This is a genomic window from Paenibacillus sp. KS-LC4 (assembly GCF_036894955.1).
In the GTDB taxonomy this organism is placed as follows: Bacteria; Bacillota; Bacilli; order Paenibacillales; family Paenibacillaceae; genus Pristimantibacillus.
Window position 1 is genome coordinate 236,956 of record NZ_CP145905.1, and the last position, 13,144, is coordinate 250,099.

Below are 13,144 nucleotides of genomic sequence, written 5' to 3' on the forward strand. Positions count from 1 at the left end.
ATCGGGAGCAGGCGCTTTTAAGGTTCTAACGGGAAAGCGGCAGCCAGTCAAGGACGCGCTGGATATTGCGATCCCAGAAGCCCCATTCATGCATACCCGGTTCCTCATCATAGGTTAGAGTCAGCCCAGAGTCCTCCATTGCTGCCTTAAAGCGAAGATTATCCTCATACAGAAAATCTTCTGTCCCGCAGCATTGATAAAACTTTGGCTGTTGTTCAGGGGCAAGCGCAGCTGTAGAGGCCAAAAGATTAAATAGATGGCTAGGCCCCGCTTCGAGCTTCTCTATACTTCCGTACAATCGTCCAAACTCGCCTTCATCCGTATAAGAGAAGTCCGGATGCTGGAGACGACTCACAACATCAAGCGCGCCAGAAAGACTTGCCGCAGCGGCAAAGCGCTCAGGATGATGCAGTCCCAGCTTGAATGCGCCGTAGCCGCCCATCGAGAGACCAGCGACAAAGTTGTCTTCCCTGCGGGCTGACAGCGGGAAGAAGGAGCGGGCCACTAGCGGTAGCTCCTCGCTCACAAAGCTCCAGTAACGCCCGCCCTGCTCCATATCGGCATAGAAGCTGCGATGCACGCCAGGCATGACGACAGCGATTCCTTTGCTGGACGCATAACGTTCAATGGACGTATAGCGTGTCCAAGCGGTATGGTCATCGGACAGCCCATGCAGTAAATACAGCACCGGATATTTGTAATCCGCGCCTTCCTTGCGGGAAGACAGGTCAGCTAAGGACGGCTGGGGCAAAATAACCGACATGCCAGTCGAGAAGCCGAGCTTTTCCGAGAAAAAATCACATTGAAACAAGGCCATTACTAGGGAGCCTCCTTGTAACATTCTTTTGGATGAATGATCGTGCGAAACTGTGCTTATTTAATGCCGGAAATCGAATAATTCTCAATAATTTGTTTTTGGAAGAAAATAAAGACGATGACGACCGGCAGCACCATGAACGTGGAGCCTGCCATTTGCAATGCATAGTTGCCGCCATGCTCGCCTTTGAGCAAGGCCAAGCCGACAGACAAGCTGTACAGCTTCTCGTCATTGGCGATAATGAGCGGCCACAGGAAGCTGTTCCAGCCGCCAATAAAGGTCAGAATGCCTTGAATCGCCAAAATAGCTTTAGAGATCGGAAGCACAATTTGAAAGAAGGTGCGAATTTCACTTGCTCCATCCAAGCGAGTTGCTTCCAGCAGCTCGTCGGGAATCGTGGACATAAATTGGCGGAATAGAAAAATACCAAAAGCGCCGACAAAGCCTGGAAGCACAATACCAACCATCGTATTGGTTAAATGCATTTCATTAAGCAGCAGGTAAACAGGAATCATGGTCACCTGGCCGGGAATCATCATCGTTGCGAGCACGAGATAGAACAGCTTATCCTTGCCTTTGAACTTGAACTTGGCGAAAGCATAACCAGCCATCGCATTCAGGAACAAGCCAATAAAGGAGAAGAAGACGATCAGCAGCGTATTGCCCAAATACGTGCCAAAATGCATATTGACGAACAAGTCGCTGAAGTTTTCGAACGTAATATTTTTTGGCCATAAAGTTGGAGGCAGCTGCTTGACCTCGCTCTCTGTTTTGAACGCCGACATAATCATCCATGCGAACGGAAGCATCATGACTACTCCGCCGCCAGTCAGCAGGATGCCGAGCAGCCATTGCAGCGCTGTACCTTTTTTTGTTTTCAGTGCCATCTGAATTCCCCTCTCCTTCCCTTAAACATCTGTTTCCTTGTTCTGGAACTTGAATTGAACGAGCGTAATAATAATGATCGAAATAAATAGTATAAAGGATCCTGCCGCAGCATATCCGAATTTGCTGTATTGGAAGCCGTTGTTGTAAATGAACAAGGCTACGGACATCGTGCCGTTAAGCGGTCCGCCTTTCGTCATAATGAGCGGCTCTTCGAAAAATTGAATCCAGCCAATCATCGTGGTAATGGATACGAAGAAAATAGCATAACGCAACAGCGGAAGCGTTATTGTACGCATTTGCTGCCAGCTGCTGGCTCCGTCGATTTGTGCAGCCTCGTAATAAGAGCGTGGTATGCCCTTGATAGCTGCAATAAAAATAAGCATATTTAGACCGATTGCCCGCCATAAGGCAAGGATGATCAGCGAGATTTTAGCAATAATCGGGTGCTGGAGCCACTGGACATCGGGAAGATGTACAAGGTTCAGCAAATAGTTGAACAAGCCAAGCGATGGGTTGTACAAATAAGTCCATACGACCGCAACGGCAACGACGTTGGTCACGGATGGTAAATAATAAATGACGCGGAAAGTCGTAAAAACTTTTGATTTGCCGAAGTTAATCAGCAGGGCAATCGCGAGCGACAGGGCGATAACCGAAGGAACGCCAATAATAACATAATAAAGCGTGTTGGTAATCGCTTGAACGAATAACGGATCCGTTAATACGTCCAAGTAGTTGTGCATGCCTACGAATGATATGTTGGAAAAATCGGCAAGGCCGGCGAGATCCATATCGGTGAAGCTGATGACGAGTGCAATAACAATAGGCAGCAGGGAGAACATAGAGAGCAAAATCAACGTTGGCGCTATAAAGAAATAAGGTGTTTTATTATTCAGTATGCCTTTCATCGGCTCAGTCACATCCTTTAAATTTACGCTCTAGCGCAAATGGACAATAATAGGGATAACCGACAGCCCTATTCAAAGCGGCTGCCGGTTAAAAGATTATTTAATTAATTTCTCAGCTTCAACGTTCAAAGCGTCCATTTCTTTCTGTACATCAGCGTTAGCGCGATAAATTTGCTCGAAGTGGGCTACATATTTTTGCGAAATTTGGTCATAAGCCGTGAGAGCTGGCGTTGCTTCAGCATGCTTTAGCTGCTCTCCAATGACTTGAAGGTTAGGATCAGAGGTCATAGAAGCATCTTGCCACACGCTTTGTACAGCTGGAAGCGCGTCGGATAGCTCTTTCCATTTCAACTGAACCTCAGGCTTGCTCATGTAGGCGATAAACTTCACTGCCGCTTCTTGATTTTTGCTGTATTTGAATACGGTCAGATCCGAGCCGCCAAGAATCGAATTGTTGTTCGCCGAACCGGATGGAAGAACAGCGGTTGCCCATTTGCCCTCGATATCCGGTGCTTGCTCTTTAATTGGCTTGATCATCCACGGTCCGCTGATGAACATTGGGATAACACCGTCGCCAGCAAAGCCTTGAACGGCATCAATGCCGAGGTCTACAGGAGAAAGCTTCTCTTGATAGAAGCTGCCTACATATTTTACAGCGTCAACAAATTCCGGCTGATTGAACAAAGGCTTGTTTTGCTCATCAAAAATTTTGGAACCGTTCTGGCGACCAAACATAATGCCCAGAGTCGGCTCGCCTGGGACGAGGTCAATGCCGTATTTGCCTTCGCCGCGTGCTGTCAGCTTCGTTGCTGCATCCTTCAGCTCATCCCAAGTAGCAGGCGCTTTGTCATAGCCTACTTCCTTCAGCAGGTCGGTGCGATAGAACAGGACGCGGGTTTCAGCATACCAAGGAATGCCGAACGTTTTACCGTCAAATTGCGTTGTATTTACGCTGCCCTCGAAAAAGTTCTCCGGCTTAAATTCAGGATACTGGTCAACATAAGGCGTCAAATCAAGCAAAGCGCCCGCATTCGCAAATTCAGGCATCCAGGAAGTACCCATTTGCAGCACGTCAGGACCGGATTTAGAAGCAACTGCTGTAAGCAGCTTGTCATGAGCCGAGCCCCAAGGGATAACCTGTACATCGACTTTAATGTTCGGGTTGTCCGATTCGAATTGCTCGGAAATGGTTTTGAGCGTCTGCTCTTGGTCGCCCATGCCCCAAACTTTAATGGTAACGGGCTGATCGCCAGTAGCGGCTTCGCCTGCTTTATTTGTATCATTGGATGTTGAGCACGCTGTCAAAATACCTGAAAGCAGCATCGTGCTAATAAGTGCAGTTTTAACGGATTTATTAAACATTCCAATCTTCCTCTCTTTAAGAAGCTGTGATTTTTTAGGTGCAGTAGCTTAAGTAAATGATGACTCTATTGTTGCCGGTTTATGCAATGGCGCTGGCAGTTAAGCAGCTGGCTTCCCTCTGAACATATGCCTTAAGCGTCATGCCTCCTCTCCCATATTCCTGAAAAGCTCCCCTTAGTATATAAGCCTGATGAATCATAGAAACGTTTCGATTTTAGATTATACGCGAATGCATCAAAAGATGCCAGTGATCGTTGAAACGTTTCGATGTCATTATAAAACAGAATGTAATCGTATTCAACACATTTTTTTCGGCTATTGAAATTTGCTCCTAAAGCGTTAAAATAATAATAGAAACGTTTCGCTTGCCTGTAATTCGGGTAGTAGAGGCAATTGACGGAAAGATGAAAACGTTCTATAATCCTTTTAGTTGTAAAATAGAAACGTTTCGATTTTTGGCAAATGCCGTCAATCTGTATCAACTTCGCGGGTATCAGCGGTTTATTATGCGTTTATTGATGAAAGCCCATGTATACAAATAAGCAAGCAAAAACGATTTCATTGTCCTTCTAGGACATAGGAAAGTGAGTGATGACCATGACAGCAGCAAGCAGAAGCAGCTTTCAAGTAGAGGCCGGACAACTATCGTTCACCTTTCTAAGCAGCGGCGATCTTTACCAAATTACCCATAACGACACGATGATTAATCAACTTTTATCGAATGCGGTGGATGGTTCACTAAATAATATATATTTGCGTTTGCACCGTGAATCTGGCATTGTAGCCGTTCCTTTGCTTGGCGTTCGCTCAAATAGCCGCGTCTACTATAGCAAGCAGCAGGTTGTATGGGAAGGGGAAGCAGAGGGCGTTCGTTATCAGGTGCGTTTTCTACTGTCTGAGGCAGGCGTATGGTTCTGGGATGTGCATGTGCTCGGCAATGGTGAGGAGATTGATGTGATCTATGGACAGGACATTGGACTTGCTGACCAAGCTGCTGTTCGCAGCAACGAAGCTTATCAATCGCAATATATTGACCATTCCGTATTCGAGGATGAGCAGCGCGGTTATGTCGTCTGTTCTCGCCAAAATATGCCGCAGCGCGGAGGCTTCCCTTATTTACAGCAAGGGGCATGGACAGGGGCGGCTGGCTATTCGACAGACGGCTTTCAGTTCTACGGCCTAAGCTATAAGGAAACGGATAGGGCTGAGGCGTTAATGAAGCCATCGCTAGCCAATGAGGTTTACCAATATGAATTTGCCTACACGGCTCTACAAACACCACTAACTAAGCTGGACTACGAGCTGAATGTTGTTTTTTACGGCTTATTTAAGGAAAATCATGCGGAGGCAGTAACCTCGCTAGCCTTTACGGCTGAAGTGCAGAAAGCGTGGGAGCAGATATGTGCAGCGCCTACTTTACAATTGCAAGAGGCGAATCCGGTGCGCAAAGCGGCGGCCATTGGCTCTCCTTTACAAACCGTAGCAATGACGGTGGAAGAGATTAATGGGTTGTTCCCTGAGCGCTTGCAGGAGGAGTATGCGGGAGATTCTCTGCTTTCTTTTTTCACTGCGACCCACGAGCATGTTGTATTAAAGGACAAAGAGCTGCTGGTCGAGCGTCCGCATGGCCATATTTTGATGACGGGCGGCAATGACCGCTTAAACACGCATGTTCTGACGACAACCTCTTATATGTACGGATTGTTCAACTCCCAGCTGGTTGTAGGCAACACAACGTTCCACAAATGGGTGACGAATGCCCGCAATGCGCTGAATGTGCCGAAAACGTCGGGACAACGCATTTATGTAGAGCTGGATGGCGTATATCGTCTGCTTACGATGCCGTCGATGTTTGAAATGGGCTTTAACTATGCAAAATGGTATTACAAAACGTCCGATGATCTCATCATCATTACGAATTATACAACTGTAGATACGCCGGAAGCTCGGATGCATGTCCGTTCGACAAGCGGAAGGAAGCACCGTTATCTGGTCACGAATCAAGTGTCCATGAATGATAATGAATATATTTTGCCGTATCATATGAACGAGCATCAGGAAGGTTTAGAATTTACGGCCGATTCGGCGGCGCTAAGCTCCGGTGTATATTCGAAGCTTCGTTACCGGCTGCGTGTGGATGGAGCGGAAATGACCGTTGCGGATGAGCAAAGGCTCGTAACGGGAATGGAGCCTGGCGGCGCATCGCTGGTCGTTTTGGAGCTTGGGGCTAGCAGCGAGTGGTCATTGACCGTGCAAGGCTTGCTGCTGGGGGAAGAGCTTCCAGCGAAAACTGCTAGCGTAGAGGATGCGGAAGTACAGGTGCAGGCCTATCGTGCTTTTTACAAGCAGGTTATGAATGGGTTCCAGCTTACGCAGAAAGGCGGCAATACCGCTGAGGTGGACAAGTTTAATACGCTGGCATGGTGGTACACACATAATATGCTCGTCCATTATTCGGTGCCGCACGGCTTGGAGCAATACGGCGGTGCTGCTTGGGGAACGCGGGATGTTTGCCAAGGGCCGACTGAATATTTTATGGCGATGCAAAATTACGGCGCGGTTCGTGAAATATTGCTGACGGTTTTTTCCCATCAATATGAGGAAGACGGCAATTGGCCGCAATGGTTTATGTTCGACAAATATGTGAATGTGCAGCAGGAAGAAAGCCATGGCGATATTATTGTATGGCCGCTCAAGGTGCTGAGCGACTATTTGACAGCTACGCAGGATTATGCCGTGCTGGAGGAGCAGATCCCTTATACGACGAAAGAAGGCTTTGCCTTCACGTCGTACACGGCATCGTTGCTTGAACATGCACAGAAGGAAATCGCCTATATTAAAGGACATTTCCTGCATAATACCCACTTGTCCTCCTACGGCGATGGCGATTGGGATGACACACTGCAGCCTGCCAATGCCCAGCTTAAGCAATATATGGTGAGCAGCTGGACAGTTGCGCTTACGTATCAGGTGTTTACGCAGCTGTCTGCGGCGATGCAAGCGCACAATAGCGCTTGGGCGGCAGAGCTTGGCACACTGAGCGAGGGCATTAAAGCAGACTTCAATCGTTATATGCTGCAAACCGACGTCATCCCTGGGTTCCTGTACATGGAGCAGCCAGAGCGAGCGGAGCTGATGCTGCATCCATCGGATGCGGTGACCGGCATCCAATACCGCCTGCTTCCTATGACCCGCAGCATGATTGCGGAGCTGCTTACGGCTGAGCAGGCCGAGGCGCATTATGATCTCATTAAACGAGAGCTATATTGCCCAGATGGCGTGCGGCTGATGAACCGTCCAGCGAAATATACCGGCGGTGTAAGCACGCATTTCAAGCGTGCTGAGCAGGCGGCGAACTTTGGGCGCGAGGTGGGGCTGCAATATGTACATGCCCATATCCGCTACGTAGAAGCAATGGCTAAGCTTGGCAAGGTGGATGAAGCATGGAACGGACTTGCAATCATTAACCCGGTCGGCTTGAAGGACGCTGTTCCTAATGCGGAGCTTCGCCAAAGTAATTCTTATTTCAGCAGCTCGGACGGCAAGTTTAATACGCGTTACGAGGCGCAGGAGCGTTTTGCCCAGCTGCGTGACGGCTCTGCTCCGGTTAAAGGCGGCTGGAGAATTTATTCCAGCGGGCCGGGAATTTATATGAACCAGCTTGTAGCCAATGTGCTTGGTATTCGCCAGGTGCAAGGCAAGCTGATTATTGACCCCGTGCTGCCGCAATCGCTCAATGGACTGCAATTCGACTTTGAATATCAAGGCATTCCGCTTACCTTCGTCTACCATTTGAAGGGCAATGGCAATGCGACCGTGAAACGCGTGAAAATAAATGGCGATGAAATGGAAGCTGAATTCGGCTCCAATCGTTATCGTACAGGCGGATTAGAAATTTCTCCGCAGCTGCTGAAGCAGAACCCATCTGGCGAAAGGGCGATTATCGACATTTTTATGTAAGACAGGGTGCACGGCGATTCGTTTCGAATCGCTGTATGCACATAAGGCAATCCAACTTTAGTCTGTTATGATATAGTTAATTAATCAGGAATAATTTAAAATATAAGTGTTTATCAGTTTATATGCCTAAAATAGGCTTTTATATGAGTGGGGCGTACATTTCTACGCGAAACGAGCTTTGCTACCAAAGGTAGCTAAAGCCGTTTACGCTTGAAATTTAAGAATAATAAGGTGTAACACTTATTATCAGGCTTATATTTCTACGCGAAACGAGCTTTTTCCATTTTAATGGAAAAGCCGTTTACGCTTGAAGTAACAGATTGGAGAGAGTGCAGTGGTCAGTATTAAAGATATCGCTAAGAAGGCTGGTGTCTCGATATCGACGGTTTCCTACGCGCTGAATGGCAGCCCAAAGGTTACATCGGAGACATGCGCCAAAATTTTAGCTATAGCCAAAGAGTTGAACTACGTGCCGAACGCAGCTGCCCGAACGCTTAAGACGCGTGAGACAAAAATTATTGGCGTATATTTGACCGACTTCAGTGGAGCCTTTTATGGGGATTTGCTGCAAGGGGTGAATGAAATGCTGCATCGTAAAGGCTATGATATGATCGTATGCAGCGGCAAACGTTCGCATCGCATGCTTCCGGAACGGATGATTGATGGGGCAATTGTGCTCGATGCCACGTTCGATAGCGATGAGCTGCTGCGCTATGCGGCGCTTGGGCATAAAGTAGTCGTGCTCGACCGCGAGCTGAGCCACCCGAACATCAATCAGGTGCTGCTTGATAACAAGGCAGGAGCTACGCTTGCGATGGAGCATTTGCTGGATCGGGGCTTTCGCAAAATCTATGCCATTATGGGTCCAGTTGAGTCCTATGACGCGGGCCAGCGGCTGCAGGCGGTCAAGCAGGCGGTGGAGCGCTGCGAAGACTTGACATTTGAAGCGATTGAAGGTAACTTCCGCAAGGAATCGGGCGAGGAAGCAGCTAAAAAAATATTGGCTGAATATACGGAGCCGGCTGCTGTTTTTTGCATGAATGATGAAATGGCGATTGGCGTACACAACTATGTAACTCAGACAGACTATGTTGTTGGCGAGCATATTCATATAATTGGTTTTGATAATGTGGAGCTGGCCTCGTATATGCAGCCAAAGCTGGCTACCATTGATTATTCCAAACATAAATGGGGAGCGCTTGCATCTGAGCAGCTGCTGAAAATTATAGCCGGAGAGCCAGTCGAGAACGAGCGAATTTATGTGACGCTGGTTGAAGGCGATTCTGTTGGCAACAAATAAAGAGGCGAGCGCCCAGCGCTAGCCTCTTTATTTGTTGCCGTGCATATAAAAGATATCTATCAAAAACTACTTCGTTTTCTCCGGCTCCTCGAACGTCATCCCTTTCAAGTCCACAGTCACTTTTGTCATCGAAAGCGGCTCATTTGGACGATCCTGGCTGTTGGTCGGCTGGTTGACGATTTGATCAACCGCATCCATGCCCTCGATAACTGCGCCGAAGGAAGCGTATTCGTTATCAAGCGTTGGCGCATCCGCTACCATAATGAAAAACTGCGAGCCTGCGGAGTTGGGATCACCCGTTCTGGCCATGGAGATTACGCCGCGTGTATGCAGCAAGTCGTTTTGAAAGCCATTTGATGTGAATTCTCCTGGAATGGAGTAGCCGGGGCCGCCAGCGCCTGTCCCGTCTGGGTCGCCGCCTTGAATCATGAACCCTTGAATTACACGGTGAAAAATCAACCCGTCATAATAGCCTTTTTGGACGAGGGATATAAAATTGTTAACCGTATTCGGGGCAATCTCCGGGTATAGCTCAACTTTAATGACGGTGTCATTGCTCATTTGAATCGTTACGAGCGGATGCTTGTCCGAATCAAGAAGTTTGGTCGCTTGGTCTGGTGACGGCTCGGCGGATGCAACTGGTGCAGAAGACTCGCTGGATGCGTTTGCCGCCGTTCCAGCGGCTCCTGAGCTGGAATTGCTGCCCGCATTGCTTCCTGCACCACAAGCGGATATAACAAGCATCATAGCTGCCAGAAGCAGCAGCGAAACCGTTTTTTTGGTGCTTTTCATTTTCAACATGTCAATGGTTCCTCCTAAAAATATGATTGAGACACAAATATGCTGCATTCTGCAATCGGATCGGGTTAAAAGCTAATCCAAGTGTACTATAGCTTAATTGGAAAATAAAGCGAAACAACAAGCACCTCCGCCAGCGTCCAAGGAACGCCATCGGAGGTGCTTGTTGTTAGTCATAAATTAACCTACTACGTTATAGGCCATAATCCAAATGGAGCCTGCAACGATGGTGAGCAAGATGACGAGACCGAATATGAGTGCCATCGTATTGTAACGCGGCTTTTCCTCGTCTCTTAAATGCATGAAGAATAACAATTGAACGACGAACTGCAAAGCGGCCATAATTAAAATGACGATTACCGTGAGCTGCTTGCTTAGCATACCGTTCATCACAATGACAATCGGGATAATGGTCAAAATAATCGACAATACAAACCCGATGACATAGGATTTCATGGAGCCATGTGATTCGTGAGACGGGGAATGCGAGTTGTGGTTATCCATGCTACATCACCCCCATCAGATAGACGACCGTAAGGACGAAAATCCATACGACGTCCAAAAAGTGCCAGTACAAGCTAATGATATTAACCTTGCGCTGTGTAACTGGCGTAATGCCGCGACGGTAAAGCTGAATCATCAGCGCCGTCATCCATACAATACCGACCGATACGTGAAGTCCGTGTGTACCGACGAGTGTGAAGAAGGCTGACCAGTAAGCGCTCGTGCCAATTGTTACGCCTTCGTGTACCAGCTCGATAAACTCGCTAACCTCCAAATAGATGAAGGCAAGACCGAGAACCGCAGTAACAGCGAGCCAGCCAATGAGGCCCTTCTTATTGCCCTTGTGCATTTGAAGCACAGCGATACCGCTTGTAAAGCTACTTGTGAGCAAGATGAATGTCTCGGCGATGACGCCAGGCATCTTGAACATCTCGGCGGCCGTAGGGCCGCCATCCGTGCTGAATCGAAGAACGACAAACGTTGCAAATAGCGTACCGAACAAAATAACGTCGGTAATCAGAAACATCCAGAAGCCGAATGTTTTGAGTGATTCATGTTCATGCTCATGGTGCTCGTCATGATGACCGTGGCCCCCATGGCCGTGCTTGTCATGACCGGTTACTGCTTGTGCCATTATTTTGTCCCTCCTAATGCGGCTTCCGTCCGCTCGATCTCATCTACAGGAATGTAGTAGTCGGTATCGTAGCTGAAGGAACGTGCCAGCATGCAGATGGCAACGCCGATTGCGCCAGGTATAATCATCCATTTCCAATCCCAGACGAACCCGAAGCCCATAACGAAGAAGGAAACGGATATCAAAAATGGAATGGCAGAGTTTTTCGGCATATGAATCGGTTCAAGAGGTGCAAGCGGCTTAGGCTTTCCGCCATTTGCCAGACGCTGCTTCTCTTCCCACCAAGCATCCTCGACTTCTACAACCGGAACTCTTGCAAAGTTATAAAGCGGTGCAGGAGATGGAATCGACCATTCCAGCGTACGGCCATCCCATGAATCGCCGGTTGGCTCTTTTTTGTAAAACTTAATGCTGTGTGCGATTTGCCATACTTGGAACAGGAACGCCAGACCCATAATGAACGCGCCGACAGTAGACACGACGTTAAGCGGCTGCCAGCCCATATCAAAGTTGTATTCATTGAAACGACGGGTCATACCCATCAGGCCAAGCGCGTACTGCGGCATGAAACAAACGTAGAAGCCGATGTTCCAAAGCCAGAATGCCCATTTTCCAAGGCCTTCATGCAGCTTGAAGCCAAACATCTTCGGCCACCAGTAGTAAAGTCCAGCGAAGTAACCGAATACCACGCCGCCAATCAGCACTTGGTGGAAGTGAGCAATCAAGAAATAACTGTTGTGGAACTGGAAGTCGGCAGGGGCAACGGAAAGCATAACCCCAGTCATACCGCCGACGACAAAGCAAGGAATAAACGCGATCGTCCAAAGCATTGGCGTTGGGAACGTCAGCTTGCCTCGGAACATCGTAAACAGCCAGTTAAATACTTTAACACCTGTAGGAATAGCAATCAGCATCGTCGTTACAGCGAAAAACGCATTGACGTTGGCGCCAGAGCCCATGGTGAAGAAGTGATGCGCCCATGTGAAAAACGAGAAGAAGCTGATCGACATGAGGGCGAATACCATGGATTTGTAGCCAAACAGCTTTTTCTTCGAGAAAGCCGAAACGACCTCAGAGAAAATACCGAATGCTGGCAAAATAACGATATAAACCTCGGGATGTCCCCACATCCAGATGAGGTTAATGTACATCATCGGATTACCGCCGCCATCGAGCGTAAAGAAGTGAGCGCCGAAGTAACGGTCAATAAACAGCAGGAACAGGGTAACGGTCAAGATTGGGAAAGCGAACATAATCGTAATACACGATGAAAGAACGGACCAGACAAACATCGGCATTTTCATCAGCTTCATGCCTGGTGCGCGCATTTTCAAAATCGTTACAACAAAGTTAATACCGGTGGCCAAGGAGCCGATACCGGAAATTTGAATGCCCCAAATATAGAAATCCTGTCCGAGACCTGGGCTTCCTGACAGCTCGGAGAGCGGTGGATAGGCCAGCCAGCCAGCATCTGGCGAACCGCCGATAACGAAGGAAACGTTAAACAGCATGGCGCCAAAGAAAAACATCCAGAAGCTGAGTGAGTTCAGGAACGGATAGGCGACGTCGCGCGCGCCAATTTGCAGCGGCACAACGATATTGAATAAGCCGAACATAAGCGGCATCGCCATAAACAAAATCATAATAACGCCGTGCGTTGTAAAGATCGCATTATAGTGGTCGGCGTGGAGGAACTCTACCTGCGGCACAGCGAGCTGAACCCGCATTAGCAGGGCATCGACGCCACCACGGAAAAGCATGAGAATCGACGCGATAATATACATAATCCCGATTCGTTTATGATCGACGGTGGTCAGCCATTCTGTCCATAGCCAGCGCCATTTTTTGAAATACGACAAGGTGAATACGACGGCAACGATGGACAAGCCGATGGAGACCTGTGCTCCAAGTATGAGCGGGTCGCCAGTGATGAAAAAGTCATTGAGCAAGAAATCAATTAAATTCTGAAACAT

General features: G+C 48.2%; 10 protein-coding genes. 2 read left to right on the forward strand and 8 right to left on the reverse strand.

Annotation, left to right across the window (positions count from 1 at the left end):
• Positions 1 to 25: 25 nt before the first annotated feature.
• The 4 genes from V5J77_RS01065 to V5J77_RS01080 all read right to left on the reverse strand — a co-directional run bounded on the left by V5J77_RS01065 (position 26) and on the right by V5J77_RS01080 (position 3,975).
• Positions 26 to 817 carry an alpha/beta hydrolase family protein gene (locus V5J77_RS01065; RefSeq protein ID WP_338553960.1) on the reverse strand — a complete coding sequence of 264 codons (792 nt, stop codon included), beginning with the start codon at positions 815 to 817 and terminating at the stop codon, positions 26 to 28.
• 56 nt (positions 818 to 873) lie between these two features.
• The gene (locus V5J77_RS01070) at positions 874 to 1,704 is read right to left on the reverse strand and encodes a carbohydrate ABC transporter permease (protein WP_338553961.1); all 831 of its coding nucleotides are present in this window, start codon (positions 1,702 to 1,704) and stop codon (positions 874 to 876) included.
• Positions 1,705 to 1,725: 21 nt separating this feature from the next.
• On the reverse strand, positions 1,726 to 2,613 hold the full coding sequence (locus tag V5J77_RS01075; RefSeq protein ID WP_338553962.1) for a sugar ABC transporter permease: 888 nt from the start codon (positions 2,611 to 2,613) through the stop codon (positions 1,726 to 1,728).
• Positions 2,614 to 2,709: 96 nt separating this feature from the next.
• On the reverse strand, positions 2,710 to 3,975 hold the full coding sequence (locus tag V5J77_RS01080; RefSeq protein WP_338553964.1) for a sugar ABC transporter substrate-binding protein: 1,266 nt from the start codon (positions 3,973 to 3,975) through the stop codon (positions 2,710 to 2,712).
• Positions 3,976 to 4,572: 597 nt separating this feature from the next.
• Between V5J77_RS01080 and V5J77_RS01085 the strand changes: the two genes are divergently transcribed.
• Positions 4,573 to 7,935, forward strand: coding sequence for a cellobiose phosphorylase (locus tag V5J77_RS01085; protein WP_338556494.1), 3,363 nt, complete (start codon positions 4,573 to 4,575; stop codon positions 7,933 to 7,935).
• Between the two features lie 334 nt (positions 7,936 to 8,269).
• Entirely contained in the window at positions 8,270 to 9,235 is a 966-nt protein-coding gene (locus tag V5J77_RS01090) for a LacI family DNA-binding transcriptional regulator (RefSeq protein WP_338553965.1), read from the forward strand.
• 66 nt (positions 9,236 to 9,301) lie between these two features.
• Here the strand turns inward: V5J77_RS01090 and V5J77_RS01095 are convergent, their stop codons facing one another.
• The 4 genes from V5J77_RS01095 to V5J77_RS01110 form a co-directional block, all read right to left on the reverse strand.
• Positions 9,302 to 10,036: a peptidylprolyl isomerase gene (locus tag V5J77_RS01095; RefSeq protein WP_338553966.1), complete on the reverse strand. Its 735-nt coding sequence runs from the start codon at positions 10,034 to 10,036 to the stop codon at positions 9,302 to 9,304.
• A 177-nt stretch (positions 10,037 to 10,213) separates the two neighbouring features.
• Positions 10,214 to 10,537: a cytochrome o ubiquinol oxidase subunit IV gene (gene cyoD, locus V5J77_RS01100; RefSeq protein ID WP_338553967.1), complete on the reverse strand. Its 324-nt coding sequence runs from the start codon at positions 10,535 to 10,537 to the stop codon at positions 10,214 to 10,216.
• A gap of 1 nt (position 10,538) precedes the next feature.
• A complete protein-coding gene (gene cyoC / locus V5J77_RS01105; protein ID WP_338553968.1) occupies positions 10,539 to 11,171 on the reverse strand; it encodes a cytochrome o ubiquinol oxidase subunit III in 633 nt (210 codons plus the stop codon).
• Positions 11,171 to 13,144: a cbb3-type cytochrome c oxidase subunit I gene (locus V5J77_RS01110; protein ID WP_338553969.1), complete on the reverse strand. Its 1,974-nt coding sequence runs from the start codon at positions 13,142 to 13,144 to the stop codon at positions 11,171 to 11,173. The genes cyoC and V5J77_RS01110 overlap by 1 nt, the downstream gene beginning before the upstream one ends.

Bases quoted from the DNA above. Each gene is read 5' to 3' on its own strand.
- V5J77_RS01070 (WP_338553961.1), bottom strand. From the start codon at position 1,704: ATGGCACTGAAAACAAAAAAAGGTACAGCGCTGCAATGGCTGCTCGGC.
- V5J77_RS01080 (WP_338553964.1), bottom strand. From the start codon at position 3,975: ATGTTTAATAAATCCGTTAAAACTGCACTTATTAGCACGATGCTGCTT.
- V5J77_RS01085 (WP_338556494.1), top strand. From the start codon at position 4,573: ATGACAGCAGCAAGCAGAAGCAGCTTTCAAGTAGAGGCCGGACAACTA.
- V5J77_RS01075 (WP_338553962.1), bottom strand. From the start codon at position 2,613: ATGAAAGGCATACTGAATAATAAAACACCTTATTTCTTTATAGCGCCA.
- cyoD (WP_338553967.1), bottom strand. From the start codon at position 10,537: ATGGATAACCACAACTCGCATTCCCCGTCTCACGAATCACATGGCTCC.
- V5J77_RS01095 (WP_338553966.1), bottom strand. From the start codon at position 10,036: ATGTTGAAAATGAAAAGCACCAAAAAAACGGTTTCGCTGCTGCTTCTG.
- cyoC (WP_338553968.1), bottom strand. From the start codon at position 11,171: ATGGCACAAGCAGTAACCGGTCATGACAAGCACGGCCATGGGGGCCAC.
- V5J77_RS01065 (WP_338553960.1), bottom strand. From the start codon at position 817: ATGGCCTTGTTTCAATGTGATTTTTTCTCGGAAAAGCTCGGCTTCTCG.
- V5J77_RS01110 (WP_338553969.1), bottom strand. From the start codon at position 13,144: ATGTTTCAGAATTTAATTGATTTCTTGCTCAATGACTTTTTCATCACT.